A 26,040-nucleotide genomic window follows, 5' to 3' on the forward strand; every position below is an offset into this window, starting at 1 on the left:
GCCCCGATCGAGCGTCCCCGGCGGGACGCGGGCGGTCCTTTCGCCAGGCCGCGATGCCGACGGGAGGGGGGCTCCCCGAAACCGGATTTCCAACAGGCGGCCGCCGGGCCGCGACGACATTTGGGGTTGCACGATGATGCAGGCGCGATTCTCACGGTGGATTCTGGCGCTCGTCGCCCTGGCGCCCATGCTGGCGTTCGCGCAGGCCGGGGATCCGTCGCGCTGGCAGCTCAACATGGCCCGCGGCGTGACCTCCACCGCGGAGAACGCGTACGAGGCCCACATGCTGGTGCTGTGGATCTGCGTGGCGATCGGCCTTGTCGTGTTCATCGCGATGGGCTACGCGATGTTCGCCTTCCGCAAGTCGAAGGGCGCCGTGGCCGCGAAGTGGAGCCACCACACCGGGCTGGAAGTGCTGTGGACGGTGATCCCGGTGATCCTGCTGGTGATCATGGCCTGGCCGGCGACCAGCAAGCTGATCGCGATGTACGACACCCGCGAGTCGGCGATGACGGTCAAGGTGACCGGCTACCAGTGGATGTGGAAGTACGACTACCTGGGCGAGGACGTCGCCATCGTCAGCCGCATCGACCGTGATCACGACCGCATCCGCCAGTCCGGCGAGCGCCCCGATCCCGCGGCCAATCCGTATTACCTGCTCGAGGTCGACAATGAACTCGTGCTGCCGGTCGACACCAAGATCCGCTTCGTGATCACCGCCGACGACGTCATCCACTCGTGGTGGGTGCCGGCGCTGGGCTGGAAGCAGGACGCGGTGCCCGGCATCGTCAACGAAGCCTGGACCGAGATCCGCGAGCCGGGCGTCTACCGCGGCCAGTGCGCGGAACTGTGCGGCAAGGACCACGCGTTCATGCCGATCGTGGTGCGCGCCGTCCCCAAGGACGAGTACGCGACCTGGCTGGCGTCGATGAAGACCGTGGACACCGGCGTGCCGAGCGAGCCGTCGCTGGTGCCGGAGGGCGGTGACGGCAACGCGCCGCGCTCCATCGACCCGGACATGATCGAAGACATCCAGGAGGGCGACGAGCCCACCGCCCCGCAGGCGCCCGCCGCCGCATCCGCCGACGCCTCCAGCGCCGCCTGACCGAACACGAAAGGCCGATCGCAATGTCCACGCACTCCACCACCGCTGCCGCTCCGCACGAGCACGACCACCACGCCCACAAGCAGGGCTTCGTCGAACGCTGGTTCTTCTCGACGAACCACAAGGACATCGGCACGCTGTACCTGCTCTTCAGCTTCACGATGTTCATCATCGGCGCGGCGATGAGCGTGGTCATCCGCCTCGAACTGGCGGTGCCGGGCCTGCAGCACGTCAGCCCGCACTTCTTCAACCAGATGACGTCGATGCACGCGCTGGTGATGATCTTCGGCGGCGTCATGCCGGCCTTCGTCGGCCTGGCCAACTGGATGATCCCGCTGCAGATCGGCGCGCCGGACATGGCGCTGCCGCGCATGAACAACTGGTCGTTCTGGATCCTGCCGTTCGCCTTCGCGATGCTGCTGCTGACCCTGTTCCTGCCGGGCGGCGCGCCGGCCGGCGGCTGGACGATGTATCCGCCGCTGTCGCTGCAGGGCGGCTCGAGCATGGCGTTCGCGATCTTCGCCATCCACATGATGGGCATCAGCTCGATCATGGGCGCGATCAACGTCATCGCCACCGTGCTCAACATGCGCGCGCCGGGCGTCGACCTGCTGAAGATGCCGATCTTCCCGTGGACCTGGCTGATCACCGCGTTCCTGCTGATCGCGGTGATGCCGGTGCTGGCGGGCGCGGTGACGATGCTGCTGACCGACAAGTTCTTCGGCACCAGCTTCTTCAACGCGGCCGGCGGCGGCGACCCGGTGATGTACCAGCACATCTTCTGGTTCTTCGGGCACCCCGAGGTCTACATCATGATCCTGCCGGCCTTCGGCGTGGTCTCGGAGATCATCCCGACCTACAGCCGCAAGCCGCTGTTCGGTTACCAGGCCATGGTCTACGCGACCGCGGCGATCGCCTTCCTGTCGTTCATCGTGTGGGCGCACCACATGTTCACGGCCGGCATGCCGCTGGGCGGCGAGATCTACTTCATGTACGCGACCATGCTGATCTCCGTGCCCACGGGCGTGAAGATCTTCAACTGGGTCAGCACGATGTGGCGCGGCTCGCTGACGTTCGAGACCCCGATGCTGTTCTCGATCGCGTTCGTGATCCTCTTCAGCATCGGTGGCTTCTCCGGCCTGATGCTCGCCATCGTTCCTGCCGACTTCCAGTACCACGACACCTACTTCGTGGTCGCGCACTTCCACTACGTGCTGGTGACCGGCTCGGTGCTGGCGCTGATCGCCGCGGTCTACTACTGGTGGCCGAAGTGGACCGGGCGCATGTACAACGAGGCCTGGGGCAAGTTCCACTTCTGGTGGACGATGGTCTTCGTCAACCTGCTGTTCTTCCCGCAGCACTTCCTCGGCCTGGCCGGCATGCCGCGCCGCATCCCGGACTACAACGTGGTATTCGCCGACTGGAACCTGATCAGCTCGATCGGCGCCTTCGGAATGTTCGTCACGCCGTTCCTGATGTTCGGCATCCTGTACCACTCGCTGAAGAAGGGCGCCCCGGCGCCGCAGCGTCCGTGGGAAGGCGCGCGTGGCCTGGAGTGGACGGTGCCGTCGCCGGCCCCGCACCACACCTTCACCACGCCGCCGGTGATCCGCCCGGGCGACCTCGCCCACGGCGACCTGGACCCGGAAGGCCATGAGATCGAGCCCGTCAACGATGCCAGCCGCGCCTGACCAGCACGATCCCGAGCGCATCGCCGCCCAGCGGCGGCGTGCCGTGCGCCTGGCGCTGACGCTGGGCGCCGTGGCGCTCGCGATCTACATCGGCTTCATCCTGTCCGGGGTGCTGGCATCGTGAGCGGCAAGGCCGCCACGACCGCGAAGACCGCGGGCATCGGCAAGATGCTGCTCGCGGCGCTGGCCGCGTTCGCGTTCACCTTCTCGCTGGTCCCGCTGTACCGCATCGCCTGCGAGAAGGTGTTCGGCATCCGCCTCGACAACACCGCCGCCAGCGTCGACGCCGGCGCGGGCGTGGTGGCGGAGGCGCGCATGGTCACGGTGGAGTTCGACGGCGGGGTCAACTCGTCGCTGCCGTGGTCGTTCCGCCCCAACCAGGCGCGGATGCAGGTGCAGGTCGGCCAGCAGTACGAGACCACCTACTACGCGCACAACGACGGCGACCGCGCGATCGTCGGCACCGCCACGCCCTCGGTGGCGCCGGCGCGCGCGTCGGGCTACTTCGCCAAGACCGAGTGCTTCTGCTTCACCGCGCAGACCCTGGCCGCGGGCGAGACCCGCGACATGCCGGTGCGCTTCATCATCGACCCGTCGCTTCCCGCCGACGTCAAGACGATCACCCTGTCCTACACTTTCTTCAAGAACGACGCCCTGACCGAACGCGAACAGCAGTCCGCCGCGGTCGGTGCGTCGTCCAACGTGCCCTACGCGGCACCCTGACCCGGCAACGACGGAACCCGACATGGCACAGACCCAAGCCGAGCACCACGACCCGAACGTCTACTTCGTCCCGCACGACAGCAAGTGGCCGGTGTTCGCGTCCGTGGCGCTGTTCGTCCTCTTCTTCGGCCTGGCGAGCTGGTTCAACGAGGTGTCCTGGGGCCGTGCGGTGTTCTTCGTCGGCTGCGCCGGGCTGATCCTGATCCTGTTCAAGTGGTTCGCCGACGTGATCCTCGAGTCCGTGTCGGGCTACCACAACCGCCAGGTGGACGGCTCGTTCCGCATGGGCATGGTGTGGTTCATCTTCTCGGAGGTGATGTTCTTCGCGGCCTTCTTCGGCGCGCTGTTCTACGCCCGCCAGCTGTCGCTGCCGTGGCTGGGCGGTGTCGGCGACGGCATGGCGACCAATGCGCTGCTGTGGGAGGGCTACAGCGCGGCCTGGCCGTCGGCTGGCCCCGGCCAGATCGGCGGAGCCTTCCAGACCATCCCGGCCTGGGGCCTGCCGCTGCTCAACACGCTGATCCTGCTGACCTCCGGCGTCACGCTGACCATCGCGCACCACGCGCTGAAGGCCGACAACCGCCGCCAGCTGCTGGTGTTCCTCGGCATCACCGTGCTGCTGGGCTGCCTCTTCCTGTTCTTCCAGGTCGAGGAATACATCCACGCCTACCGCGACCTCAACCTGACGATGGGCTCGGGCATCTACGGCTCGACCTTCTTCATGCTCACCGGCTTCCACGGCGCGCACGTCACGCTGGGCACGATCATGCTGGCGATCATCTGGCTGCGCTGCTACAAGGGCCACTTCACCCGCGACAACCACTTCGCCTTCGAAGCCGTGGCCTGGTACTGGCACTTCGTCGACGTGGTCTGGCTGGCGCTGTTCCTGTTCGTCTACGTGGTCTGATGCGCGCGCCCGCAGGGGCGGCCGTCATGGAATGACGAAGGCCGGCGATTGCCGGCCTTCGCGTCTTCGCCGGGGCCGCGCGCGGCCCGGTGCCAGGTTCAGCCCTGGACACCGTGCGGCGTGATCCATCCCATCCAGATCGAGAGGAGCACGATCAGGATCAGCACGACCGACAGCGCGATGCGCCGGGTGAGCGCATTGACGGTGCGCTTGGTGGTGCCCTTGTCGACCAGCATGTAGTACAGGCCGGCGCCGAGGTTCCATACGATCAGGATCAGGAATCCGATGATGAGCAGGGTTTTGAGCGAATCACTCATGCGCTTGGCCTCCGCGGCCAGTGTGATCGCGGCAGTATCGCACCCGGGCAACGTGCCGGCATGAGCCGTGGCGTCACCATGGTGGTCGGCTGGATGGTGGCCCTGCTGGCGATCGCGGCCTTCTCCTCGCTCGGCCACTGGCAGCTCGGCCGGCAGCAGGAAAAGCAGCGGATGCTCGACCAGGTCGCGACGACGGTCAGTGCCAGGACGCCGCTGCCGCTGGCCGCCGCGACCGACCCTGTGCGCACCCGTGGCTACGACTGGAGCGCCGGCACGGGCCACTTCGCCGAGGCGCCGGCGGTGCTGCTCGACAACCAGCAGCGCAACGGCCGCGCGGGCGTGCGCGTGTACCGCGCCTTCGTGCCCGACGCGGGCAGCGGCCCGCTGCTGGTCGAGCTCGGCTGGCTGCCGCTGCCGCCGGATCGCACCCTGCCCGCCGTGCCGCGGCCGACGGGTGCCCGGCAGGTCGCCGGCCTGCTGGTGCCGCCGCCCTCGCACGGCATCGGTCCGGCAGGCTTCGCCGCGCAGGCGGATGGCACCCTGCTCGCCATCGGACTCGATCCGGCCACGCTGGCCGCGCCGCTGCAGCAGCCGGCGCTTGCGCCGCGGGTGCTCAAGCTCGATCCGGACCTCGACATCGGCTATGCGCGCGACCTCGACGTGCTGCCCAACACCCTTCCGCCCGAACGCCATCTCGGCTATGCCGTGCAATGGTTCGCGCTCGCCCTCGCGGTGCTGGTCACCGCGCTGATCCTGACGTACCGCAGGCAACGCCCATGAATGATCCCCAGCCCCTCCCGACCCTCCCGGTGCGCGAGCGCAACCGCAACCGCGCGCTGCTGCTGCTGATCGTGGCGGTGTTCTTCGGCAGCGCGATCGTCGCCGGGGCGCTGCGCTTCTCGGGCTGGCGGCCGGCCGGCATGAAGAACCACGGCGAGCTGCTGCAGCCGCCCGGCGACCTGCGCGACGTGGTGCCGCGGCTGGTCGATGGCGGCGACTACGCATGGAACCCGGTCGAGCGCACCTGGCGGATCGTCGTCGCGCCGCCGGCCGACTGCACCGACGCCTGCGTCACGCTGAGCCGGGACCTCGACAAGGTCTGGCGCCTGTTCGGGCACAACGCCGACCACGTCAACATCCTCTGGGTCGGCGAACCGCCCGAGGGCGCGCTGCGCAACCGGGTCTGGAACGTGCTGGAGCCGATGCCCGCGTTCACCGCGCAGCTGCCGCGGCTGGAGGAGGGCGGGCCGCAGGGCGCGCCGGTGTATGTTGTCGACCCCAACGGCTTCGTGATCCTGCGCTACGCGCCGGGCTTCGACCCCGGCCACCTGCGCACCGACGTGGCGCGCCTGCTCAAGCTGAAGTGATGACCACCCCCTCGACCGCCCCCGTCCAGGCCCTGCAGCACGGCGTTCGCCACATCCACCGCCATTTCCACCGGATCGCCTGGCTGGCCGTGGCGCTGGCGCTGGGCGTCATCGTGTTCGGCGCCTTCGTGCGCCTGTCGCACGCCGGCCTGAGCTGCCCCGACTGGCCGACCTGCTACGGCCGCGCGACCTGGCCGAAGACGGCCCAGCATGTCGCCGACCACGCCGCCAGCGCCATCCGCGCCTTCGAGGACCACAAGGCCTGGCGCGAGCAGGTGCACCGCCACGTCGCCGCGCTGCTCGGGGTGCTGGTGCTGGTGATGGCGCTGCTCGCCGCCCGCCGCCGGCGCTTCGGCATCGCGCAGGTGCTGGGCGCGGCCGGCCTGGTCGCCATCGCGATCCCCACCTACATGGCTGGCGCGCATGTCGCGGCGTCGCTGCTCGCGATCGCGGGCGAGGCGATCCTGCTGGCCGCGGCGCTGCGCTGGCGCGGCCAGGACCTCGGGCGCGAGGCCTCGCTGACGCTGGCGGTGATCATCTTCCAGGCGCTGCTTGGCATGTGGACGGTGACCTGGCTGCTCAAGCCGGTGGTGGTGATGGGCCACCTGATGGGTGGCCTGCTGACGTTCTCGCTGCTGGTCTGGATGGCTTGGCGCGCGACCAACCGGCCGATCGTGCTGGCCGACGCATCGGGCCTGCGTCGCCTGCTGTGGGCGGCGCTCGCGGTGCTGGGCGTGCAGATCGCGCTCGGCGGCTGGGTGAGCGCGAACTATGCCGCGCTGTCCTGCGGCGCCGGCGGCTGGTCGATGGAGAACTTCCCGCAGTGCGCGGGCCTGTGGCGCCCCCCGACCGACTTCCGCGAGGGCTTCGTGCTCTGGCGCGGCATCGGCGTGGACTACGAGGGCGGCGTGCTGGACGGCGCCGCGCGCATCGCCATCCACCTGACCCACCGTCTCGGGGCGGTGGCCGCCGCGGCCATGCTGCTGTGGGCGGCGGTGCGCATGCTGCGCACGCCCGGCCTGCGTGGCTGGGGCGTGCTGCTGGCACTGTTGACCGTCGGCCAGGTCACGCTCGGCATCCTCAACGTCAAGCTGTCGCTGCCGCTGCCCGTGGCGGTGATGCACAACGGCGGCGCCGCGCTGCTGGTGTTCGTGATGGTGTCGCTGCTGGCACGCCTGCGCGGGGTGGAGTGACATGCGCGCCAACCTCGACCAGTACTGGCAGCTGACCAAGCCGCGCGTGGTGGCGCTGATCGTGTTCACCGCCTTCGTCGGCATGTTCATGGCGGTGCCGGGACTGCCGCCGCTGCAGCAGTCGGTCTTCGGCTTCATCGGCATCTGGCTGGCAGCCGCGTCGGCTGCCGCGATCAACCACCTGATTGACCAGCGCATCGACAAGGTGATGGTGCGCACGGCCGACCGGCCGCTGGCGACGGGCGCGCTCAGGCCTGCCCAGGTGCTTGGGTTCGCGGTATTCCTGGGCACGTTGTCGATGGTGATCCTGGTCGCACTGGTCAATCCGGTCACGGCGCTGCTGACGTTCGCCTCGCTGATCGGCTACGCCATCGTCTATACCGGCTTCCTCAAGCGCGCCACGCCGCAGAACATCGTCATCGGCGGCATCGCCGGCGCGGCGCCGCCGCTGCTGGGCTGGGCCGCGGTGACCGGCATGCGCAACGAGTGGGACTGGGCGCACGCGCTGCTGCTGGTGCTGATCATCTTCGTGTGGACGCCGCCGCACTTCTGGGCGCTGGCGATCTTCCGCCGCGAGGACTACGCGCGCGCGCTGGTGCCGATGCTGCCGGTCACCCACGGCGTCCAGTACACGCGCTGGCAGATCCTGCTGTACACCGTGCTGCTGCTGGTGGTGACGGTGCTGCCCTGGGCGGTGGGCATGAGCGGCCTGTTCTACCTCGGCGGTGCGCTGGTGCTGGGCCTGGTCTTCCTCTGGCATGCCTGGCGCCTGATGGACCCACCGGACGACTTCTACCCGATGCGCGTCTTCAACTACTCGGTGGTCTACCTGATGGCGCTGTTCGCCTTCCTGCTGGTCGACCACTGGTTGCTGCCGTTCCTGCAGCCGTCGCCGCTGCTGGAGCTGCGGCGGGTGGGGTAGGACGGGCCGTCCTGCGCGAACGCGTTGTGCAGGACCGGGGCGGACCCCGCCTGATCAGCCTTCGGGCTGCAGCGGGGTCAGCAGCTTCGGACCAGCGCCCACGAGCTGGATGCTGCCGCTGGCGATCGCGTCATTGGCATCCGCGGCACGATCCTCGAGCCACGGCGCACTCTGGACCGGACCGGGTACATAGGCGGTCCACTTGCCATACTGGTCCGACTGCACGGTGCCGTGCATGACGTACGAGACCGGTACGCGGGCCGTCCACGAGGGCTCGCCTGCATCCGGGCCGGTGCTCGGCGGCCTGAAGTGCCACCTGCGCGCCGCCTTGAGGGCGGCTTCGGAGAAATGACGACGCAGCGTGTCCATCGTGGGCTCGTCGGCGACCCCGCGCAGGTTGACCCGTTCCACGGCGCTCCGGGCCACGCGGCCTTCGCGGTTGATCTCCAGCAGCAGGTAGACGTCGCCGCTGGCATTGCGCTCCAGCGCGTAGTAGGGGTATTCGGGCGGAAGCTGGCGGATCGATTCGAAGCCGTCGGTCGCCGGTACGTCCCTGTCCAGGAAGCTGACGCCGCCGATCGAAAGCGTGAGCCCACCGTCGTCGGCGGGAACGGCCACCACGCGCAGCCTGATGAACAGACGGACAGGCCTTGCGACCCCATCCAGGATGACCGGTTCGAACCGCCAGGTCGCGACGGCGTTCCTGGCGGCCCGGACGACGTACGCCGGCAGCTGGTCTTCCTTCTCCAGCGCAAGCGACGACACCAGGCCGTCCGGCTCGATGTCGAGGCTTCCCGATACGACCATGGAGGCCTGCGCCTGGGCGCGGACTTCGGCTTCGCTCTGCGCCGGCACCGTGAACGGTGCGGCTGCGAGCGCGAGCAACAGAATCAATCGAAACATCCCTGTATTCCCCTGCGTCTCCCTGGTTCCGGCACCGTAGCGCGGCGGCAGGTGGCCTGCAATCGGGTCAGCCGTTCACGCGCCTGGCGTCTCGGGGCCGGCCGGACGTGCGCGGCGCGCGACCTCGCCCAGCGTGGCCGGCGTGACGTCCCACTGTCCGGGGTCGTCGTATTCGAACTCCACGGCCATGCGCCCGCCGTCGCGCCACAGGCGCAGCACGCAGGCGCCCCAGGGTTCCTTGCCGGGCACGCGGGTGGCTTCGCGAAGGTCGTCGAAGGCGGGACCCAGCGCGTCGGCGTCGGGCGTGGCCGCCACGTACGCGCCGTCCGCGTCGTAGCGGAAGCCGGTCATGCGGCGCGCGATGGCGCCGTCGCCGTAGCGCACGATCAAGGCATAGCCATGCCACGCGCCGTCCGACACCGCGGCATCGGCCACCAGCCGTCGGCCGATGCGGCCGATCAGTTCATTGCGGTCCAGCGCAGGGCCTGCGTGCATGCGGGGCAGTCTGCCGTCAGGCCGCGGCCCTGTCGATCAGGTCGGGCATGCGGTTGGCCGCGATCGCGTCGAAGGACTGGCCGGCGCTGTTGCCGAAGGCCAGCAGCGAGGGGTCGTAGACCACGCTGCCGGTGACCGGGTCGATGACCGCGTAGTCGACGTGCACTTCGTCGGGCCGGGCGGCGTCGTTGCGCACGAGGTCGATGTCGATCCGCACCTCCATGCCGGCTCCGATCCAGTCGCTCCACTCCTGCTCCATGCGCGCGTAGGCGCCCTGGTTGAAGCTCGAGAACTGCGGGAACATGTTCACTTCGCCGTGTCCCTGCGCGAAGCGGTAGGCCACCAGGTGGCCGACGTCGTCGCCGCTGCCTTTCATGTCGTTGTCGACGCGGAAGCCGCTCTGCGCATTGGCCTCGATGCGGTCGGAGTCGCGGCCGCGGCTCGAGGGCTCCCAGGTCAGCACGGCCTCGGCGCCGGTGGGGCGGCCCTCGGCGTCCAGCGTCCAGGTGATGTCGTTGACCTCGCCGGAGCCGGCCTCGGTGACGGCACCCGCGACTTCACCCGGCTCCACGTCCTCGCTGATTCGCACCGTGGCGTCGGGCACCTGGCCGGTCAGCAGCATGCGCGTGTACTGGGCGAGGTCGGCGCCGGCGGGGTCGGACAGCATCGTGGTGTGGCGGGTGAAGTCCTCGCGTGCCAGCGCCGGCGAGCCGGGCCCGCCGTCACGCGGCGCGTCGAACAGGCGCTCCGCGCCCGACATCACGCGCAGGCCCTTCTTTTCGGTCATCTCCAGCGACAGGCGCAGGTCTTCGATCGAGTCGAGCTTGTTGGCCGCGGCCAGCTCGCGGAACGCGGGCTCCAGCGCGGTGCCCACGTAGTCGGCGCCATGCACGTCGATGCGGGTGCGCGGCGGGATGGTCGACGGATCGAAGGGATTCACCGCGGTCATCGCCGCCGGCGTTGCCTCCTCGTTGCGCAGGGTGACCTCGTAGCGCACGGGCACCTCGCTCGCGGCCCTGCCGGGTCCGTGCACGATCATCTCGCCGCGGACCTCGTAGCTGGTGTTCCACTGCGTGGACTTCTCGTTGCCGGTGACCACGCTGCGCGGGTCCAGCGCGAAGCTGACGTCTGCGGGGTCGGCGTCCAGCAGCGCGGGGTCGAGCTCCGGCGCCCGCTCCTCGCCGGCGCGCAGCAGGCTGTCGATGGCACCGCGCCAGGGCTGCGGCGGGAGCAGGGGGGCGAACAGGCTGGGGGCTTCGAAGGACATGGCGTCAGCTGCGTTGGCGCGAACGTACTGGACGGTACGCGGGCGTCGCCAGGCCGACCATTGGGGAAAACCCTGACCCGCCTCAGCCGCGCCCCGCGCCCCGCGCCTGCAGCAGCTCGCGCAGCTCGGCCTTGTCGGTCGCATCCAGGCCGTCCTCGCGCTGCTTGGCGAGCAGCTCGTCGACGCGCTGCTGGAACATCTGGCCATCCAGCTGGGCCACGGCATCGAGGAATTCGCGCGCCCAGCCGGCCTCGTCGCCGGGCATGTCGATCGCGGCAAGCTTGTGCAGGGACTCGGCTTCCGGCCGGCCTTCGAAGTGGGCCAGGATCGCCCCGGTGCCGATGTCCGGTCGCGCACTGACGATCGCCACCAGCTCGGTCAGCAGCTCCACCCCCGGCTGGCGCAGGGCGGTGAAGCGGAACGGCGGCTGCAGCTCCAGGGCCAGCTGCGGCTTCTGCAGCAGCAGGGTGATCGCGCTGCGCACCAGGCTGCGTCGCGGGGCGGTACCGGGCCGCGCGCGGCGGGCGCGCGCGGCGGGGACGTGCACCTCGGGCGGCGCGGAGCGGGCGCCGACGCCGGTGAGCTCGGTCAGCCGCTGCTGCATCAGGTCGGCGAAGGCGCCGTCGGGCAGCTGCGCGAGCATCGGCTTGGCGCGCTCGGCCAGTCGCGCCTTGCCGTCGAGCGTGGCCAGGTTGATGCCGTCCTCGGCCAGGTGGTCGAACAGGAACTGCGACAGCGGCGTCGCCGCGGCCAGCCGCGCCTCGAAGCCGGGCGCGCCCTCGTTGCGGACGATGGTGTCGGGATCCTCGCCGTCGGGCAGGAACAGGAAGAACGCCTGGCGGCCGTCCTTCATGCGCGGCAGCACCGACTCCATCGCGCGCGCGGCCGCGCGACGACCGGCGGCGTCGCCGTCGAAGCAGAAGTACACGTCGGGCGCGTTGCGGAACAGCAGTTCGGCGTGGTCCGGCGTGGTCGCGGTGCCCAGGGTGGCCACCGCTTCGCTGATGCCGTGCTGGAACAGCGCGACCACGTCCATGTAGCCCTCGACCACCACCAGCCGCGCGATCTTCTGGTGGGCCTGGCGCACCTGCCACAGTCCGTAGAGCTCGCGGCCCTTGTGGAACAGCGGTGTCTCGGGCGAGTTGAGGTACTTGGGCGAATCCTCCGCGCGCAGCACGCGTCCACCGAAGGCGATCACGCGGCCACGGCGGTCGTGGATCGGGAACATCACCCGGTCGCGGAACTTGTCGTAGCTGTGGCCGCGGTCGTTCTTCGACAGCATGCCGGTGCGTTCGAGCAGCGAGACCCGGCGCGGATTGCTGCCCAGCGCGTCCTTCAGCGCCGAGAAGCCGCCCGGCGCGTAGCCGATGCCGAACTGCTCGCGGATCGACGCATCCATGCCGCGGCGCGAGAGGTAGTCGTCGGCCTCGGTGCCGGGCACGAGGGCGGCGCGGTAGAAGCGCGCGGCCTCGTCGAGCACGGCGTACATGTCGCGGCTGTCCGGGTTCTCGTTGTGCTGGCGGGTCTCGCGCGGCACCTCGATGCCGACGCGCTTGGCCAGCTCGTCCACCGCATCGAGGAATTCGAGGCGGTCGAAGTTCATCAGGAAGGAGATCGCGGTGCCATGCGCACCGCAGCCGAAGCAGTGGTAGAACTGCTTGTTCGGCGAGACCGTGAACGAGGGCGAGCGCTCGTCGTGGAACGGACAGCGCGCCGAATACTCGCGTCCCTGGCGCTTCAGCGGCACGCGCAGGTTGATCACCTCGACGATGTCCGTCCGGGCGAGCAGGTCGTCGATGAAAGCGTCGGAGAGGCGGGCCATGGCAGCGGCCATGATCGCATGCACCCGCACGCCCTGTAGGAGCGGCACAGCCGCGACGGCGGACGCCGGAATGCCCCTGGATCGACCGGAATCAGCCGACGCCTAGCGCGGCTGCAGCCGCTCCTGCAGGGGGCGGGTGCCGCGCCGGCCGCGGCGGGCCGCGCGCTCCTCCAGCCGGCGGTGGACGTCGCTGAAGCGCCAGCGTTCGTCGATCACCGCGGTGATCATCGCGCCGACGAAGAACACCACGGCGGCGTAGTACAGCCAGACCAGCAGCACGACCAGGGTGCCCATCGAGCCGTAGGCGCTGCCCGGCGCCGCTTCGGTGATGTACAGGCCGATGCCCCAGCGGCCGACCACGAACAGCAGCGCGGTGAGCGCGCCGCCCAGGAAGGCCTGCTGCCAGCGCACGCGGCGGTCGGGCAGGTAGTGGTACATCAGCGCGAAGGCCAGCGCATACAGCGCCAGCGACGCCAGGTTGCCCAGCACCGGCAGGGTGGGCGAACCGGCGAACCAGATCTCGAGCGCGGTGGTCAGCGCCGCCGAGACCAGCAGCAGGAAACCCAGCGCCAGCACCACGCCGAACGAGAACACGCGCTTGCGCAGCCAGGCGCGCAGGCCGCCGCGTACCTGCTCGCCGGAGGTATGGAAGATCAGGTTCAGCGTGCCCTGCAGGCGCGCGAACACCGCGGTGGCACCGAAGAACAGCAGCCCGGTGCTCCACAGCCCGGCCAGCGAGCCGACGTCGGGCTCGGTGCTGGCGTTTTCCAGCACGGTGCTGGCGACCTGCCCGGCGCCGGTGCCGGCGATCGCCTGCACCTGTTCGAGCAGCGCCTGCTGGGCCGTCGGATAGAGCGAGGCGGTCAGCCACAGCAGCAGCACCAGCAGCGGCGCCAGGGACAGCAGGGCGAAGAAGGTCAGCGAGGCCGCGTGGGTGAGGATGTCGACTTCGACGAAGCGCTGTGCGATCGCGTAGGGCAGCGACTGCTGCAGCCGCTCGAAGCTGGACTTGAGGCGCCCGGTGATGAATTCAGCCATGGCCCGCAGGATGCGGGCCTGCGCGTGCAAGCCGCGTGGCGAGAGCGCCCCTGTAGGAGCGGCTACAGCCGCGATCACGTGCAGCGGGGCGGCCGCGCTCCGAAAGCATCGCGGCTTTAGCCGCTCCTACAAGGGCGGGGCGGGCGGCCGGCCGGATCAGCCGGCCAGCGACTTCTTCAGCAGTGCGGACACCTGGCCCATGTCGGCCTGGCCGGCGAGTTTCGGCTTGAGCACGGCCATCACCTTGCCCATGTCGGCCGGGGTGCCGGCGCCGGTTTCGGCGATGGCGGCGTCGATCGCGGCCTGCACCTCCGCCTCGCCCATCTTCTCGGGCAGGTAGCGCTGGATGACCTCGATTTCGGCGCGCTCGATCGCGGCCAGGTCCTCGCGCGCGGCGGCCTCGAACTGGCTGACCGAGTCCTTGCGCTGCTTGACCATCTTCTCCATCACCGCCAGGACCTGCACGTCATCGAGCTCGACCCGCTCGTCGACCTCGCGCTGCTTGACCGCGGCCTGGACCAGGCGGATCACGCCCAGGCTGGCCTTGTCGCCGCCCTTCATGGAGGCCTTCATGTCGTCGGTGAGGCGCTGCTTGAGGCTCATGCTGGATGCTCCGGTTTGCGTGAACACGAAAAGCCGGCGACGCTTGCGCGTGCCGGCTTCAGGGTGCGATCTCGACCGCGGCGCGCAGGGCGCCGGCAGGCCGGATCAGTACATGCGCTGGCGCTTGGTGACGTCGCGCGAGGTCCGGCGCGACTGGCGCTTCACCGCCGCGGCAGCCTTGCGCTTGCGCTCCTGCGTCGGCTTCTCGTAGAACTCGCGCTTGCGGGTCTCGGCGAGGACGCCGGCCTTTTCGCAGGTGCGCTTGAAGCGGCGGAGGGCAAACTCGAAGGGCTCGTTTTCGCGGACTTTGACGCTGGGCATTGGAAAATCTCTGGTGTCAGGGTGCGCCGGTTTCCCCCCGGCGAGCCGCGTATCATAGCCGCGACGCGTGACCGGTGCAAACCCGCCGGAGAAACCACGGCCACGGACCGCCCCGCCACACGCCCCTCACCGGCCCGCCACACGCCCCAACCTGTAGGAGCGGCTACAGCCGCGATCGCCCCCCATGAAAGTCCTCGGCATCGAAACCAGCTGCGACGAAACCGGCGTCGCCGTCTACGACACCGGCCGGTCCGGCGCGGACGGGCTGCTGGCGCACGCGGTCTACAGCCAGATCGCCCTGCATGCGGAATACGGCGGCGTGGTGCCCGAGCTCGCCAGCCGCGACCACGTGCGCAAGCTGCTGCCGCTGATCCGCCAGACCCTGGCCGAGGCCGGTCTGGACGTCGGCGACCTCGACGGCGTCGCCTACACCGCCGGCCCCGGCCTGGTCGGCGCGCTGCTGGTCGGTGCCGGCGTGGCGCGGTCGCTGGCCTGGGCGCTCGACCTGCCCGCGGTCGGCGTCCACCACATGGAAGGCCACCTGCTGGCCCCGCTGATGGAGGACGACCCGCCCGAGCCGCCCTTCGTCGCCCTGCTGGTGTCGGGCGGGCACACCCAGCTGGTGGCCGTGGATGCGATCGGCCGCTACCGGCTGCTGGGCGAGACCCTGGACGACGCCGCCGGCGAGGCCTTCGACAAGACCGCCAAGCTGATGGGCCTTCCCTATCCCGGCGGGCCGCAGCTGGCGGCGTTGGCCGAAGCCGGGACGCCCGGACGCTTCAGCTTCCCGCGGCCGATGACCAACCGCCCCGGCCTCGACTTCAGCTTCAGCGGCCTGAAGACCCAGGTGATGCTGGCCTGGCGCGACAGCGACCAGTCCGACGCCACCCGCGCCGACATCGCCCGCGCCTTCGAGGACGCGGTGGTCGACACGCTGGCGATCAAGTGCGCGCGCGCGCTGGACGCCGCCGGCTGCGACACCCTGGTGGTGGCGGGCGGCGTCGGTGCCAACCGCCGCCTGCGCGCGCGCCTGCAGGCGATGGCGGCCAAGCGCGGCGGCCGCGCCTGTTTCCCGCGCCCCGCGCTGTGCACCGACAACGGCGCGATGATCGCCTTCGCCGGCGCGCTGCGGCTCGAGGGCGGGCAGCGCGAGCCCGACGCGGTGCACGTCACCCCGCGCTGGGACATGGCCGCGCTGCCTGAAGTCGCGGCCCGCACCGGCGACGCCTCCGCCGCGGCCCACGCGGCGGGTCCCGACGCCCCGTCGCGCTAAGCTGGCGCGCCCCGCCAGGACCCGGCCCGCCATGGACCACGTCTTCATCGAAGGGCTCGAGATCGAGGCCCTGATCGGCATCTACGACTGGGAGCGGCGCATCCGCCAGACGCTGGTGTTCGACCTCGAGATGGCGTTCGACAACCGCGTGCCGGCCGCGAGCGACGACATCGCCGACACCCTCAACTACAAGGCCGTCAGCAAGCGCCTGGTCGAGGTGGTTTCGCAGTCGGACGATGGGCTGGTGGAGACGCTGGCCGAGCGCTGCGCGGAGGTCGTGCTGCGGGAGTTCAACGTCCAGCGGCTACGATTGAAGCTCAGCAAGCCCGGCGCCGTGCGCGGCGCGCGCGCGGTCGGCGTGGTGATCGAGCGCACGCGGGGCGGCTGATCCGTCGCAACCGGAGATCCCATGCAAGTCCGACTCGATGCGCTGCGCGACGCGCTGGCGCCATACCCCTGGGCCTATGCGCTCATCATGCTGTCCGCCCTGCTGCTGGTGGCGTGGCTGGCCAACTTCGTCACCCGGCGCATCCTGCTGCGCGGCCTGCGCCACGTGCTCGCGCGCGTGGCCACGCTGACCGGCTATGCCGGAGACTCGATCAGCCGGATGCGGGTGATCTCGCGCCTGGCCAACGTGGTGCCGGCGCTGGTGATCGGCGCCGGCATCGGCCTGGTGCCCGACCTGCCGCCGCAGTTCGTGGCCTTCGTCACCGGCCTGTGCCGGGTGTTCGTGATCTTCACCGTGGCGCTGGCCTTCGGCCACGCGCTCGACGTCGCCAACGAGGTCTACGAGCGTCGTCCCGACGCGCGCAACAAGCCGATCAAGGGCTACCTGCAGGTCGCCAAGATCATCGCCCTGGTGATGGCGGCGCTGGGTTCGGTGGCGCTGCTGGCGGGCGTCGACCTGGTGCACGTGCTGACCGGCCTGGGCGCGGCCAGCGCGGTGCTGATGCTGATCTTCCAGGACACGATCCTGTCGTTCGCGGCCAGCCTGCAGATCAGCGGCGACGGCCGCGTGCGCATCGGCGACTGGATCGAGATGCCCAGCCAGAACGCCGACGGCGACGTCATGGACATCGCCCTGCACACGGTCACCGTGCAGAACTGGGACAAGACCATCACCACGGTGCCCACGCGCAAGCTGATCAGCGACTCGTTCAAGAACTGGCGCGGCATGACCGAGTCGGGCGGCCGCCGCATCAAGCGCGCGATCTACCTCGACCAGCATTCGACCCGCTTCCTCGAGGCCGATGAAGTCGCCCGCTTCCGCCGCTTCCGCCTGCTCGATGCCTATCTCGACGGCAAGTCCAGCGAGCTGCAGGACTGGAACGCGAAGCTGGCCGAGCGCGGCGGCGAGCCGGTCAACCGCCGTCGCGTCACCAATCTCGGCACCTTCCGCGCCTACGTCGAGCAGTACCTGCGCAACCATCCGGGCGTGCACCAGGACATGAGCCTGATGGTGCGCCAGCTGCAGCCGACCGATGCCGGCCTGCCGCTGGAGATCTACTGCTTCACCAACGACGTGCGCTGGGCCGTCTACGAAGGCATCCAGGCCGACATCTTCGACCACCTGCTGGCGATCCTCCCGGAGTTCGGGCTGCGCGTGTTCCAAGCGCACAGCGACGCGCCGGTGGAGGTGCGGCTCACGCGCGACGCCGACGCCGGCCCGGCAACCGGCTGAGGCCTGCCGCCGGGCGTGGCGGCGGCGTGGCGGCGCTCGCGCTGGCGCCGCACGATGCGCGATCATGGCCGCTCCCACGGAGCGCGACCATGCACACCGCCTGCCTCAGCCTTGGCAGCAACGTCGATCCCGAGCGCCACATCGCCATCGCCTTCGCGGCGCTGCGCGAGCGCTTCGGCGACATCCGTGCGTCGGCCGCGTACCGCACGCCGGCGGTGGGCTTCGAGGGTGCCGACTTCGTCAACGCCGCGGCGGTGATCGCGTCCGACCTGGACGTGGTGGCGCTCAACGACTGGCTGCATGCGCTCGAGGACGCGCATGGCCGCGACCGCAGCGGCCCGCGCTTCGGCGACCGCACGCTGGACATCGACATCGTGCTGTTCGACGACCTGATCTGCAGCGGCCCCGGCAACCTGCGCCTGCCGCGCGGCGAGCTCTGCCACGCCTTCGTGCTGCGGCCGCTGGCGGAGATCGCGCCGGAGATTGTCGAGCCGGCGAGCGGGCGCACCCTCGCCGCGCTGTGGGCCGCGTCGGACGAGCGCGGCGTCGCGATGCACGCGGTCACGCTGCCGGTCGTGGGCGCCCTCGCGGCCGGCTGAAGACAGGGCCGCGGCGCGGGATCCGGTCACACCCGCACCGCAGGCGTCGTCATGGAATCCATGCGTTGGACGAGGCGGCCAGCCGGCCGTCGCGGGGCGCGGAGAGCAGGAGGGTGGGGCGATGTTCGACAGGTTTTCGCGCAGCTGGGACATGGTGAAGGCAAGCGCCGCGGTGCTGCGCTCCGACCGCGAGCTGATGCTGTTCCCGGTGCTTTCGGGCCTGGCCACGCTGGTGGTGCTGGCCAGCTTCGCGCTGCCGGGCTTCGCACTGGGCGTGTTCGCCAACGGCTGGAGCCTCGGCGGAGCGCTGCTGGGCTTCGCCTTCTACTTCTGCACCTACAGCGTGATGATCTTCTTCAACTGCGCCCTGGTGGGTGCGGCGATGATCCGGCTCGAAGGCGGTGATCCGACGCTGTCGGACGGACTCGCGGCCGCACGGTCGCGGCTGGGCGCGATCTTCGGCTATGCGGCGATCGCCGCCACCGTCGGCGTGCTGCTGCAGGCGATGAAGGGCAAGGACAGCAACTTCCTGGTTCGCCTGGTCGGCAGCGGCCTGGGCGTGGCCTGGACGCTGGCGACCTTCCTGGTGGTGCCGGTGCTGGTCAGCCGCGACGTCGGGCCGGTGGACGCGCTGCGGCAGAGCGTGGCGCTGCTCAAGCGCACCTGGGGCGAGAACGCGGTGGGCCAGCTCGGCATCGGCGCCGCCTTCGGCCTGCTGAGCGCGGGCGCGATCGTGGCGTCGATCCTGCTCGTGGTGGTCGCGGCGCAGGCCTCGCTGCTGCTCGCGGTCGCGGTCGGCCTGGTCTGCGGCATCGGCGTGCTGCTGCTGGGTGTCTACCAGGCCGCGCTGACCGGCATCTACTCGGCGGTGCTGTACCGCTATGCGATGTCGCACGAGCTGCCGGTGGCGTTCCAGGGCACCGACATCGCCCACGCCTTCGCGCCCAGGCGCTGATCGCGACCGCGGCCGGGCGAACCGCTGGCCGGACCCGCGGCGCCGCGCAGCGACCCTGCCGGCGCCGCTTCAGCCGGGATGGCGCCCGCCGTCGACGGCCAGCACGCTGCCCGTGGTGTAGGTCGCGTCGCGCAGCAGCCACAGCACGGCGCCGGCGATCTCGTCCGGCGTGCCGGTGCGGCCCAGCGGCGTCATCGCCATCAGCCGCGCCTGCAGTGCGGGATCGATGCCCCCCTCCGGCCACAGGATGGCGCCCGGTGCCACCGCGTTCACCCGCACCTCCGGCGCCATCGCCACCGCCAGCGCGCGGGTGGCGGCCTCCAGCGCGCCCTTGCTGGTCGCGTAGGCGGCGAGGTCGGCGCGTGGGGCCTGCGCATAGACGTCGGAGAGGTTGACGATGGCGCCCCGGGCCTTGCGCAGGTGCGGCGCCGCGGCCTGGGCCAGGAAGAACGGTGCCTTCGCATTCACCGCCATCATCGCGTCCCAGTGCGCGGGGTGGATGTCGCCGAAGGCCGCGGGCGCGAAGCCCGAGGCGTTGTTCACCAGCGCGTCGAGCCGTCCGTAGCGGCCCACGGTGCGCGCCACGAGCTCCGGCAGGCGGTCGAACTCGGCCAGCTCGGCCTGCAGCGGCAGCACGCTGCCCGCGCGGGCAGCCTCGAGCCCGGCCACCAGTGCCGCGGCCTCGCCGGCCGAGCCGCGGTAATGCAGCGCCAGGTCGTAGCCTTCGGCGTGCAGCCGGCGCGCGATGGCGGCGCCGACGCGGCGCGCGGCGCCGGTGACGAGCGCGACGGGGTGGCCTCCCGGCATGACGGGCTCCGTAACAGGGAAGGACACGATAACGTCCCGCGGCGGGCGTTTCCGTATCCTGTCGCGCGCAATGCAACGGAATCCCCCATGCCGCTTCCCCCGCTCGACCCCGATGCGCAGGCCCACAGCGACCGCCTGCGCGCCCTGATCCACGCGGTGATCGCCGATGCCGGCGGCGCCATCCCGTTCTCGCGCTTCATGGAGCTGGCGCTGTACGCGCCCGGCCTGGGCTACTACAGCGCCGGCAGCACCAAGTTCGGCCGCGCCGGCGACTTCATCACCGCACCCGAACTGGGCAGCCTGTTCGGCGAGTGCGTGGCCGAGGCGCTGGCGCCACCGCTGCGCCACGTGGGCGCCGACGCCGTGTTCGTCGAGATCGGCGGCGGCAGTGGCGCCTTCGCCGAGGCCGCGATCCTGCACCTGGACGCGATCGGTGCGCTGCCCGCGCGCTACGCCATCCTCGAGCCCAGCGCCGACCTGCGCGAACGCCAGCGCGAGCGACTCCGCCAGCGACTGCCGGAGGCGCTGAACGCGCGCGTCGAATGGCTGGAGCGGCCGCTTGGCGAGGAAGAGTGGAGCGGCGTGCTGTTCGCCAACGAGGTGATCGACGCGCTGCCCACGCCCCGCTTCGTCATCCGTCGTGGCGAGGTCATGGAAGAGGGCGTGGCGAGCGCGCCCGACGGCGGCTTCCGCCTGGTCGAAGTGCCGGCCGATGCGCTGATGACCGCGGCCGTGCGCCACGTCGAGCGCGACCGCGGCGAAGGCGACTTCGCCGAAGGCTACCGCTCCGAGCTGCTGCCGCAGCTGCCGTACTGGATCCAGGCGGTGATGGGCCGCATGCAGGCCGGCGCGATGCTGTTCATCGACTACGGCTACCCGCGCCGCGAGTACTACGCCGCCACCCGCGACCGCGGCACCCTGCGTGCCTTCCATCGCCACCACGTGGTCGACGACGTGCTGGCGCGCGTGGGCCTGCAGGACATCACCGCCTCGGTCGACTTCACCGCGCTGGCCGAGGCCGGCACCGGCGCCGGCTTCGAGTTTGCCGGCTACAACAGCCAGGCGGCCTTCCTGCTCGGCAACGGCCTGCAGCAGCGCCTGGAAGCGCACGAGGCGCGCGCGGCCAACGACACCGCGCGCTACGCGCTGCGCCGCCAGGTGCAGCAGCTCACCCTGCCGTCGGCGATGGGCGAGCGCTTCCAGGCCATGGGCTTCGAGCGTGGCGTGCCCTTCGAGGCCGCCTTTCTCGCCGGCGACCTGAGCTTCCGGCTGTGAGGGTGCATTCGTGAGCGCGCCCTCGTGAAGCGCGCCCTCGTGAGCGTGCCCGCATGACCGCGCGCCGGCCGCGCCTCGGGCGTTCGCTCAAGCCCCTGCGCTGGCCGTGGGCCTGGTGCGCGCTCTGGTGCCTGGCGATCGCGGCGGTGGTGGCGTTCTCGCTGATGCCGGCGCCGGACCTGCCGGACGCGCCCGGCAGCGACAAGCTCCACCACTTCCTCGCCTATTTCATGCTGGCGGCGAGTGCCGTGCAGCTGTTCGCGCGCTGGCCCGCGCTGCTGGGCGCGGGGCTGGGCCTGGTGCTGCTGGGCATCGGCCTGGAGCATGCGCAGGGCGCGATGGCCTTCGCGCGCATGGAAGACCGGATGGATGCGCTGGCCAACACGCTGGGGGTGATCGCCGGGCTGGCCACGCGGCTCACCCCGCTGCACGACCTGCTGCTGAGGATCGAGGCGCGCCTGGCGCCGCCCGCGCGCAGCTGAGGCCGGCTCAGTCCGGGTCGCGGCGCAGCGTGCGTGCGTGGCCAATGGCGGCGACGCGCGCCTTGCGCAATGCCTCGCCGAACGCCGGGCCTTCCAGCTCCAGATGGGCGATGTCCGCGCCGGTGACCGCGGCGGCGGCGTCGCGCAGCCGGACCAGTTCCGCGGCCTGCGGATAGGGCTGGTCCTGCAGGCCGGTGCGGCCGCGCTTGTCGGCCTCGCAGACCGTGGCCAGCTGGGTGGTCCGCTCCGGGCGGCGGAAGCCGTCGCAGCGCGCCAGCAGGTCGTGCACGGTCGAATCGCGCAGCTCGGCCAGGCGGTGCACGTTGAGGTGTTCGCGGCAGGCCACCACGGCCAGGTCGCGGTGGGCGGCCGGCACCCGCAGGCGCGCGCAGAGCTCGCGCACCGGGCGCACGCCACGCTGCTCGTGCTGGATGTGCTTCGGCAGCTCGTTGTCGGGCGTCAGCGCCTTGCCCAGGTCATGGACCAGCGCAGCGAAGCCGATCGCGTCGTCGCCCGGCGCCAGCGTGGCCGCCATGTCGCAAACCAGCTCGACGTGGACGCCGGTGTCGACCTCGGGGTGGTATTCGGCGCGCTGCGGCACGCCGTACAGCGCGTCGACCTCTGGAAGGACCACCGCCAATGCGCCGCAGTCGCGCAGCGTGCGCAGGAAGGCCGAAGGCCGCGGCGAACGCAGCGCGCGCACCAGTTCCTGCCACACGCGCTCGGGCACCAGGTCCGCAAGCTCGCCGCCGGCGACCATCCCGCGCATCAGTGCGCTGGTCTCGTCGGCAACGGTGAAGCCCAGCGCGGCGAAGCGCGCCATGAAGCGCGCGGCGCGCAGCACGCGCAGGGGATCCTCGGAGAATGCAGGGCCGACGTGGCGCAGCACGCGCGCCTCGATGTCGGCCTGGCCGCCGTGCGGATCCACCAGGCTGCCGTCGGGGCGTTCGGCGATGGCGTTGATGCTGAAGTCGCGGCGGCCGAGGTCTTCCTCCAGCGTCACCGTTGGCGCGGCATCGACCACGAAGCCACGGTGGCCGCGTGCCGATTTGCGCTCGGTCCGCGCCAGCGCGTGCTCCTCGCCGGTGTCCGGGTGCAGGAACACCGGGAAGTCGCGTCCCACCGCGCGGAAGCCGGCGGAAAGCATCGCCTCGGGCGTGGAGCCCACCACGACCCAGTCGCGGTCTCCCGGCGGCAGCCCCAGCAGCCGGTCGCGCACCGCACCCCCAACCAGATAGATCTCCAGGTCCGCCCCCTCAGCCTTCCGCATCGACTGCAGGATCGACCATCACCGCGGCCGTCCCGGACCCTGTAGGAGCGGCTACAGCCGCGATCGCCGTCCCGGACCTTGCGGGAGCGGCCATGGCCGCGATCGTCGTGCCAGAACCCATCGCGGCTATAGCCGCTCCTACAGGAAGTCCAGGCCGGGTTGCGACAGGAGATCCGTGCCGAGCAGTTTCGGCGGCCGCCGCCGCCGCCGCGGCAGCGGGGCAGGCAAACGCCTTTCGCGTCGCGCCCACGCGTCCGTGCATGCGGTCGCTCACCGCCACCGGCCGGTCGCCCAGGCGCCAGTCGTAGATCACGCTGAAGGCGAGCACGCGCGCCACGTAGTCGCGGGTTTCCTTGTAGCTGATGGTCTCGATCCAGAAGTCGGGATCCATGCCCGGGCGCTGCGCCTGCCAGCGCGCGGTCGGCGTGGGGCCGGCGTTGTAGGCGGCGATGGCGACGTAGGGCAGGGTGTATTTCTCTTTCATCTCGCGCAGGTAGGCGGTGCCGATGCGGACGTTGGTGGCCGGGTCGAACAGCGCGTCGGCGCCCGACCACGGGATGCCCAGCCTGCGCGCGACGGCGGCGCCGGTCTCGGGCAGCACCTGCATCAGCCCGCGCGCATTGGCCGGCGAGCGCGCGCGCGGATTGAACGTGCTTTCGGCGCGGATCTCGGCCGCGACCCAGGCGGCATCCAGGCCGTTGCGCGCCGACTCACCGCGGATCAGCTGCTGGTGGTGCAGCGGAAAGCGCAGGGTGTACAGGCGCAGTTCCTCCGGCTTGCGCTCGCCGCCGACGTTGACCAGGCCGAACACGCCGCGGTCGAACCAGCCGTTGTCCTGTGCGATCTCGACCGCGATCTGCCGCTGCCGGTCATTGAAGCGCGACAGCGCGTCCTGCCATTCGCGCGTGGCCCAGCCGGCGCGGTTGACGCGGAACAGCGTCATCGCGCGCTGCATCGCCGGATCCGCGGCCACCGCGGCCTTGTCCGCGGCGCTGCCGCCGTGCTCCAGCGGACACAGCGCATAGGGCTGGTCGATGCGGTCGGCGGCCAGGAAGCCGTGGAAATCGGCATCGCGCGCGGCGGCGGCATACAGCCGGCGCGCCGCCGCGCGGTCGCCGGTCAGCTCGCGCAGGCGCGCCTCGAAATAGGCCCAGCGTGACTGGGCGCGCTGCGCGCGGCCCATGCGCTCGATCGCGGCCAGCGCCGCGCGCCAGTCCGAGCGCGCCATGGCCTCGCGCACGCGCCACTCGTGCAGGCGCTCGTCGTAGGCGGCCTCGGGCACGGCGGCCAGGCGTCGCGCACCACCGTCGTGGTACGAGGCCACGGTCCACAGCGCGACCTGGTACAGCACGCGGTTGCGCTCGGCCGCGGTGAACTGCAGCGCCTGCGCCACCTGCGGCAGCAGCGACTCCGCCGCATCCGGGTTGCGGCCAGCCAGCGCGGCCAGGCCGTGCGAGGCCGCCAGCCGGCTGCGCGCATCCTTCGGCCAGGACACGGCGCTGGCATCGGCGTTGCCCAGGTAGGCGGCATAGGCCTCGGCCAGGCGGCGCTGCGCATCCGGCAGTCCGCGCGCGGCGCTGCGCACCACGCCGGGCTGGCCTTCGGTGATCGCCGCCTCGATCCGCGCCCAGCGCTCGGCCTCGCCCAGCCCGCCGCGCCCGGCCAGCGCGTCGAACACGGGATCGCAGGCATCCGGCTGCGAGCGGGCCGCACCGCGCCACAGCTGCTGCACCTCCGCGGTCCAGGTCGCATCCGCCGCGCCGGTGCGCAGCCTGGCCTCGAGTTCGTTGCAGGCCAGGGCCGCCGAGCCCGTGCCCGGCTCCCAGGCCGCGCGGAACGCCGGCCAGTCCCTGCGCTTCGCCAGCTCGGCCAGCCAGGCGGCGCGGAAGGTGCGGGCCACGGCCTGGCCGCGGTGGCGGTCGAGGAAGTCCAGTGCCTGCGCAGCCGTGACCGTGGCGATGTCGCGATTGAGCCGCGCGTGGCCGACCCAGCCCTGCAGCGGATGGTCCGCGCGCAGCGGCGGCACCGGCTGGCCGATCTCCGCGGCGGTGAGCGCGCGCCGCGCAAGATCGTCATCGGGTCGCGCCTGGGCGGAGGCGACAGCAGGGGCGAACAGGCACAGCGCGAGCGCCGCGGACAGCAGGAAACGGGGGGGCGGTAGCATGCAGGGACTATATCGAATGGGTCCGGCACCCATGCTGCAGGAGCAGGCGTGATCGAAGGGTTCTGGATGTTTCCGCTGCTCGGCGTGCTTGCGGGCGTGCTCGCGGGCCTGCTCGGCATCGGCGGTGGCCTGGTGCTGGTGGCCGCGCTGGCGTGGCTGCTGCCGCTGCAGGGCGTGCCCACCGACCTGGCGATGCATGCCGCGCTCGCGACGTCGATGGGCAGCATCGTGTTCACTGCGATGTCGTCGGCCTGGGCGCACCACCGCCGCGGCGGCGTGCTGTGGCCCACGGTGGCCTGGATGCTGCCGGGCCTGCTGCTCGGCGGCTGGCTGGGCAGCCGCTTCGCAGTTGGCCTGGAGGGCAGCGTGTTGCGCTGGATCGTGGCCGGCTACTGCCTGCTGGCCGGCGCGCAGATGGCGTTTGGTGGCGCGCGCGCGGACACCGGCGGCGACGTGGTGCCCACCGGCCTGCCGATGACCGCGGCCGGTGGCGGCATCGGCGCGCTGTCGGCGGTGGTCGGCATCGGCGGCGGCAGCATGACCGTGCCCCTGCTGGTGTGGCGCGGCGTGCGCCCGGTGCGTGCGGTCGGAACGTCGTCGGCCTGCGGCGTGGCAATCGCGATCGGCAGCGCGCTGGGCTATGCGCTCAACGCACCGCCGGGCGGGCTGCCCGAAGGTGCGGTCGGCTATGTCTACCTGCCGGCGGCGATCGGCGTGGCGGTGACCTCGGTCCTCGCGGCACCGTGGGGCACGCGCCTGGCGCATGCGATCAGCGGACCGACCCTGCGCCGGGTGTTCGCGCTGTTCCTGGTGGCCGTGGGCCTGAGCCTGGTGCTGCAGGGCTGAGCCGGCAGGACCAA

28 protein-coding genes are annotated in these 26,040 nt (G+C 71.2%); 17 read left to right on the forward strand and 11 right to left on the reverse strand.

The window, feature by feature from the left end; translation table 11 throughout:
* Positions 1-133: 133 nt before the first annotated feature.
* The 5 genes from coxB to JGR68_RS01085 are packed head-to-tail and all read left to right on the forward strand — an operon-like array spanning position 134 to position 4,426.
* On the forward strand, positions 134-1,105 hold the full coding sequence (coxB, locus tag JGR68_RS01065) for a cytochrome c oxidase subunit II (RefSeq protein WP_199363134.1): 972 nt from the start codon (positions 134-136) through the stop codon (positions 1,103-1,105).
* 23 nt (positions 1,106-1,128) lie between these two features.
* Positions 1,129-2,796, forward strand: a complete 1,668-nt coding sequence (gene ctaD, locus JGR68_RS01070) for a cytochrome c oxidase subunit I (protein WP_199363136.1) — start codon at positions 1,129-1,131, stop codon at positions 2,794-2,796.
* Entirely contained in the window at positions 2,780-2,920 is a 141-nt protein-coding gene (locus JGR68_RS01075) for a hypothetical protein (protein ID WP_199363138.1), read from the forward strand. Before ctaD ends, JGR68_RS01075 begins: the two co-directional genes overlap by 17 nt.
* Positions 2,917-3,519, forward strand: a complete 603-nt coding sequence (locus JGR68_RS01080) for a cytochrome c oxidase assembly protein (RefSeq protein WP_199363140.1) — start codon at positions 2,917-2,919, stop codon at positions 3,517-3,519. Before JGR68_RS01075 ends, JGR68_RS01080 begins: the two co-directional genes overlap by 4 nt.
* A gap of 22 nt (positions 3,520-3,541) precedes the next feature.
* Positions 3,542-4,426 carry a cytochrome c oxidase subunit 3 gene (locus tag JGR68_RS01085; RefSeq protein ID WP_199363142.1) on the forward strand — a complete coding sequence of 295 codons (885 nt, stop codon included), beginning with the start codon at positions 3,542-3,544 and terminating at the stop codon, positions 4,424-4,426.
* A gap of 98 nt (positions 4,427-4,524) precedes the next feature.
* Here the strand turns inward: JGR68_RS01085 and JGR68_RS01090 are convergent, their stop codons facing one another.
* A complete protein-coding gene (locus tag JGR68_RS01090) occupies positions 4,525-4,743 on the reverse strand; it encodes a twin transmembrane helix small protein (protein WP_199363145.1) in 219 nt (72 codons plus the stop codon).
* Between the two features lie 60 nt (positions 4,744-4,803).
* Between JGR68_RS01090 and JGR68_RS01095 the strand changes: the two genes are divergently transcribed.
* Genes JGR68_RS01095 through cyoE form a run of 4 tightly spaced genes read left to right on the forward strand, consistent with a single transcriptional unit; the run spans position 4,804 to position 8,225 of the window.
* The gene (locus JGR68_RS01095; RefSeq protein WP_199363147.1) at positions 4,804-5,523 is read left to right on the forward strand and encodes an SURF1 family protein; all 720 of its coding nucleotides are present in this window, start codon (positions 4,804-4,806) and stop codon (positions 5,521-5,523) included.
* Positions 5,520-6,110: a hypothetical protein gene (locus JGR68_RS01100; protein WP_199363149.1), complete on the forward strand. Its 591-nt coding sequence runs from the start codon at positions 5,520-5,522 to the stop codon at positions 6,108-6,110. The genes JGR68_RS01095 and JGR68_RS01100 overlap by 4 nt, the downstream gene beginning before the upstream one ends.
* Positions 6,110-7,303, forward strand: coding sequence for a COX15/CtaA family protein (locus tag JGR68_RS01105; protein ID WP_199363151.1), 1,194 nt, complete (start codon positions 6,110-6,112; stop codon positions 7,301-7,303). The genes JGR68_RS01100 and JGR68_RS01105 overlap by 1 nt, the downstream gene beginning before the upstream one ends.
* Before the next feature lies 1 nt (position 7,304).
* Positions 7,305-8,225 (forward strand): heme o synthase, encoded by a 921-nt coding sequence (cyoE, locus tag JGR68_RS01110; protein ID WP_199363153.1) that lies wholly within the window; start codon positions 7,305-7,307, stop codon positions 8,223-8,225.
* A 54-nt stretch (positions 8,226-8,279) separates the two neighbouring features.
* Here the strand turns inward: cyoE and JGR68_RS01115 are convergent, their stop codons facing one another.
* From JGR68_RS01115 to rpsU, 7 genes are all read right to left on the reverse strand, one after another.
* Complete coding sequence (locus JGR68_RS01115; RefSeq protein WP_199363154.1) at positions 8,280-9,128, reverse strand: energy transducer TonB; 849 nt, start codon at positions 9,126-9,128, stop codon at positions 8,280-8,282.
* Between the two features lie 75 nt (positions 9,129-9,203).
* Positions 9,204-9,623, reverse strand: coding sequence for a hypothetical protein (locus JGR68_RS01120; protein ID WP_199363156.1), 420 nt, complete (start codon positions 9,621-9,623; stop codon positions 9,204-9,206).
* Positions 9,624-9,639: 16 nt separating this feature from the next.
* Complete coding sequence (locus JGR68_RS01125; RefSeq protein ID WP_199363158.1) at positions 9,640-10,890, reverse strand: DNA/RNA non-specific endonuclease; 1,251 nt, start codon at positions 10,888-10,890, stop codon at positions 9,640-9,642.
* An 82-nt stretch (positions 10,891-10,972) separates the two neighbouring features.
* Positions 10,973-12,712, reverse strand: a complete 1,740-nt coding sequence (gene dnaG / locus JGR68_RS01130) for a DNA primase (RefSeq protein WP_199363159.1) — start codon at positions 12,710-12,712, stop codon at positions 10,973-10,975.
* Between the two features lie 102 nt (positions 12,713-12,814).
* Entirely contained in the window at positions 12,815-13,750 is a 936-nt protein-coding gene (locus JGR68_RS01135) for a YihY/virulence factor BrkB family protein (RefSeq protein WP_199363161.1), read from the reverse strand.
* A 156-nt stretch (positions 13,751-13,906) separates the two neighbouring features.
* Positions 13,907-14,353, reverse strand: coding sequence for a GatB/YqeY domain-containing protein (locus tag JGR68_RS01140; RefSeq protein ID WP_199363163.1), 447 nt, complete (start codon positions 14,351-14,353; stop codon positions 13,907-13,909).
* Positions 14,354-14,458: 105 nt separating this feature from the next.
* The gene (gene rpsU, locus JGR68_RS01145) at positions 14,459-14,674 is read right to left on the reverse strand and encodes a 30S ribosomal protein S21 (RefSeq protein WP_143925990.1); all 216 of its coding nucleotides are present in this window, start codon (positions 14,672-14,674) and stop codon (positions 14,459-14,461) included.
* Between the two features lie 184 nt (positions 14,675-14,858).
* On the opposite strand from rpsU, the gene tsaD reads away from it, so the two are divergent.
* The 5 genes from tsaD (at position 14,859) to JGR68_RS01170 (ending at position 19,182) form a co-directional block, all read left to right on the forward strand.
* The gene (tsaD, locus tag JGR68_RS01150) at positions 14,859-15,947 is read left to right on the forward strand and encodes a tRNA (adenosine(37)-N6)-threonylcarbamoyltransferase complex transferase subunit TsaD (RefSeq protein ID WP_199363165.1); all 1,089 of its coding nucleotides are present in this window, start codon (positions 14,859-14,861) and stop codon (positions 15,945-15,947) included.
* 31 nt (positions 15,948-15,978) lie between these two features.
* Positions 15,979-16,335: a dihydroneopterin aldolase gene (gene folB / locus JGR68_RS01155; RefSeq protein ID WP_199363167.1), complete on the forward strand. Its 357-nt coding sequence runs from the start codon at positions 15,979-15,981 to the stop codon at positions 16,333-16,335.
* 21 nt (positions 16,336-16,356) lie between these two features.
* Complete coding sequence (locus tag JGR68_RS01160; RefSeq protein ID WP_199363169.1) at positions 16,357-17,628, forward strand: mechanosensitive ion channel domain-containing protein; 1,272 nt, start codon at positions 16,357-16,359, stop codon at positions 17,626-17,628.
* Positions 17,629-17,717: 89 nt separating this feature from the next.
* Entirely contained in the window at positions 17,718-18,227 is a 510-nt protein-coding gene (folK, locus tag JGR68_RS01165) for a 2-amino-4-hydroxy-6-hydroxymethyldihydropteridine diphosphokinase (RefSeq protein WP_199363171.1), read from the forward strand.
* A 121-nt stretch (positions 18,228-18,348) separates the two neighbouring features.
* Positions 18,349-19,182, forward strand: a complete 834-nt coding sequence (locus JGR68_RS01170) for a DUF6159 family protein (protein WP_199363173.1) — start codon at positions 18,349-18,351, stop codon at positions 19,180-19,182.
* A 69-nt stretch (positions 19,183-19,251) separates the two neighbouring features.
* On the opposite strand, the gene JGR68_RS01175 is transcribed toward JGR68_RS01170, so the two are convergent.
* On the reverse strand, positions 19,252-19,989 hold the full coding sequence (locus tag JGR68_RS01175) for a pteridine reductase (RefSeq protein WP_199363176.1): 738 nt from the start codon (positions 19,987-19,989) through the stop codon (positions 19,252-19,254).
* 87 nt (positions 19,990-20,076) lie between these two features.
* On the opposite strand from JGR68_RS01175, the gene JGR68_RS01180 reads away from it, so the two are divergent.
* Positions 20,077-21,264 (forward strand): SAM-dependent methyltransferase, encoded by a 1,188-nt coding sequence (locus JGR68_RS01180; RefSeq protein WP_199363178.1) that lies wholly within the window; start codon positions 20,077-20,079, stop codon positions 21,262-21,264.
* A 53-nt stretch (positions 21,265-21,317) separates the two neighbouring features.
* The gene (locus JGR68_RS01185; RefSeq protein ID WP_199363181.1) at positions 21,318-21,746 is read left to right on the forward strand and encodes a VanZ family protein; all 429 of its coding nucleotides are present in this window, start codon (positions 21,318-21,320) and stop codon (positions 21,744-21,746) included.
* Between the two features lie 7 nt (positions 21,747-21,753).
* On the opposite strand, the gene JGR68_RS01190 is transcribed toward JGR68_RS01185, so the two are convergent.
* Positions 21,754-22,992, reverse strand: coding sequence for a multifunctional CCA addition/repair protein (locus tag JGR68_RS01190; protein WP_199363263.1), 1,239 nt, complete (start codon positions 22,990-22,992; stop codon positions 21,754-21,756).
* Between the two features lie 10 nt (positions 22,993-23,002).
* On the reverse strand, positions 23,003-25,180 hold the full coding sequence (locus JGR68_RS01195) for a lytic transglycosylase domain-containing protein (protein WP_199363183.1): 2,178 nt from the start codon (positions 25,178-25,180) through the stop codon (positions 23,003-23,005).
* A 48-nt stretch (positions 25,181-25,228) separates the two neighbouring features.
* On the opposite strand from JGR68_RS01195, the gene JGR68_RS01200 reads away from it, so the two are divergent.
* On the forward strand, positions 25,229-26,026 hold the full coding sequence (locus tag JGR68_RS01200) for a sulfite exporter TauE/SafE family protein (protein ID WP_234446546.1): 798 nt from the start codon (positions 25,229-25,231) through the stop codon (positions 26,024-26,026).
* Positions 26,027-26,040: the final 14 nt, after the last annotated feature.

It is taken from the genome of Luteimonas sp. MC1750 (assembly GCF_016615955.1).
Taxonomy (GTDB): Bacteria; Pseudomonadota; Gammaproteobacteria; order Xanthomonadales; family Xanthomonadaceae; genus Luteimonas.

What these genes read in the sequence shown, in the direction of transcription:
- coxB (WP_199363134.1), top strand. Translation starts at nt 134, where the DNA reads ATGATGCAGGCGCGATTCTCACGGTGGATTCTGGCGCTCGTCGCCCTG.
- ctaD (WP_199363136.1), top strand. Translation starts at nt 1,129, where the DNA reads ATGTCCACGCACTCCACCACCGCTGCCGCTCCGCACGAGCACGACCAC.
- JGR68_RS01075 (WP_199363138.1), top strand. Translation starts at nt 2,780, where the DNA reads ATGCCAGCCGCGCCTGACCAGCACGATCCCGAGCGCATCGCCGCCCAG.
- JGR68_RS01085 (WP_199363142.1), top strand. Translation starts at nt 3,542, where the DNA reads ATGGCACAGACCCAAGCCGAGCACCACGACCCGAACGTCTACTTCGTC.
- JGR68_RS01090 (WP_199363145.1), bottom strand. Translation starts at nt 4,743, where the DNA reads ATGAGTGATTCGCTCAAAACCCTGCTCATCATCGGATTCCTGATCCTG.
- JGR68_RS01095 (WP_199363147.1), top strand. Translation starts at nt 4,804, where the DNA reads ATGAGCCGTGGCGTCACCATGGTGGTCGGCTGGATGGTGGCCCTGCTG.
- JGR68_RS01100 (WP_199363149.1), top strand. Translation starts at nt 5,520, where the DNA reads ATGAATGATCCCCAGCCCCTCCCGACCCTCCCGGTGCGCGAGCGCAAC.
- JGR68_RS01105 (WP_199363151.1), top strand. Translation starts at nt 6,110, where the DNA reads ATGACCACCCCCTCGACCGCCCCCGTCCAGGCCCTGCAGCACGGCGTT.
- cyoE (WP_199363153.1), top strand. Translation starts at nt 7,305, where the DNA reads ATGCGCGCCAACCTCGACCAGTACTGGCAGCTGACCAAGCCGCGCGTG.
- JGR68_RS01115 (WP_199363154.1), bottom strand. Translation starts at nt 9,128, where the DNA reads ATGTTTCGATTGATTCTGTTGCTCGCGCTCGCAGCCGCACCGTTCACG.
- JGR68_RS01120 (WP_199363156.1), bottom strand. Translation starts at nt 9,623, where the DNA reads ATGCACGCAGGCCCTGCGCTGGACCGCAATGAACTGATCGGCCGCATC.
- JGR68_RS01125 (WP_199363158.1), bottom strand. Translation starts at nt 10,890, where the DNA reads ATGTCCTTCGAAGCCCCCAGCCTGTTCGCCCCCCTGCTCCCGCCGCAG.
- dnaG (WP_199363159.1), bottom strand. Translation starts at nt 12,712, where the DNA reads ATGGCCCGCCTCTCCGACGCTTTCATCGACGACCTGCTCGCCCGGACG.
- JGR68_RS01135 (WP_199363161.1), bottom strand. Translation starts at nt 13,750, where the DNA reads ATGGCTGAATTCATCACCGGGCGCCTCAAGTCCAGCTTCGAGCGGCTG.
- JGR68_RS01140 (WP_199363163.1), bottom strand. Translation starts at nt 14,353, where the DNA reads ATGAGCCTCAAGCAGCGCCTCACCGACGACATGAAGGCCTCCATGAAG.
- rpsU (WP_143925990.1), bottom strand. Translation starts at nt 14,674, where the DNA reads ATGCCCAGCGTCAAAGTCCGCGAAAACGAGCCCTTCGAGTTTGCCCTC.
- tsaD (WP_199363165.1), top strand. Translation starts at nt 14,859, where the DNA reads ATGAAAGTCCTCGGCATCGAAACCAGCTGCGACGAAACCGGCGTCGCC.
- folB (WP_199363167.1), top strand. Translation starts at nt 15,979, where the DNA reads ATGGACCACGTCTTCATCGAAGGGCTCGAGATCGAGGCCCTGATCGGC.
- JGR68_RS01160 (WP_199363169.1), top strand. Translation starts at nt 16,357, where the DNA reads ATGCAAGTCCGACTCGATGCGCTGCGCGACGCGCTGGCGCCATACCCC.
- folK (WP_199363171.1), top strand. Translation starts at nt 17,718, where the DNA reads ATGCACACCGCCTGCCTCAGCCTTGGCAGCAACGTCGATCCCGAGCGC.
- JGR68_RS01170 (WP_199363173.1), top strand. Translation starts at nt 18,349, where the DNA reads ATGTTCGACAGGTTTTCGCGCAGCTGGGACATGGTGAAGGCAAGCGCC.
- JGR68_RS01175 (WP_199363176.1), bottom strand. Translation starts at nt 19,989, where the DNA reads ATGCCGGGAGGCCACCCCGTCGCGCTCGTCACCGGCGCCGCGCGCCGC.
- JGR68_RS01180 (WP_199363178.1), top strand. Translation starts at nt 20,077, where the DNA reads ATGCCGCTTCCCCCGCTCGACCCCGATGCGCAGGCCCACAGCGACCGC.
- JGR68_RS01185 (WP_199363181.1), top strand. Translation starts at nt 21,318, where the DNA reads ATGACCGCGCGCCGGCCGCGCCTCGGGCGTTCGCTCAAGCCCCTGCGC.
- JGR68_RS01195 (WP_199363183.1), bottom strand. Translation starts at nt 25,180, where the DNA reads ATGCTACCGCCCCCCCGTTTCCTGCTGTCCGCGGCGCTCGCGCTGTGC.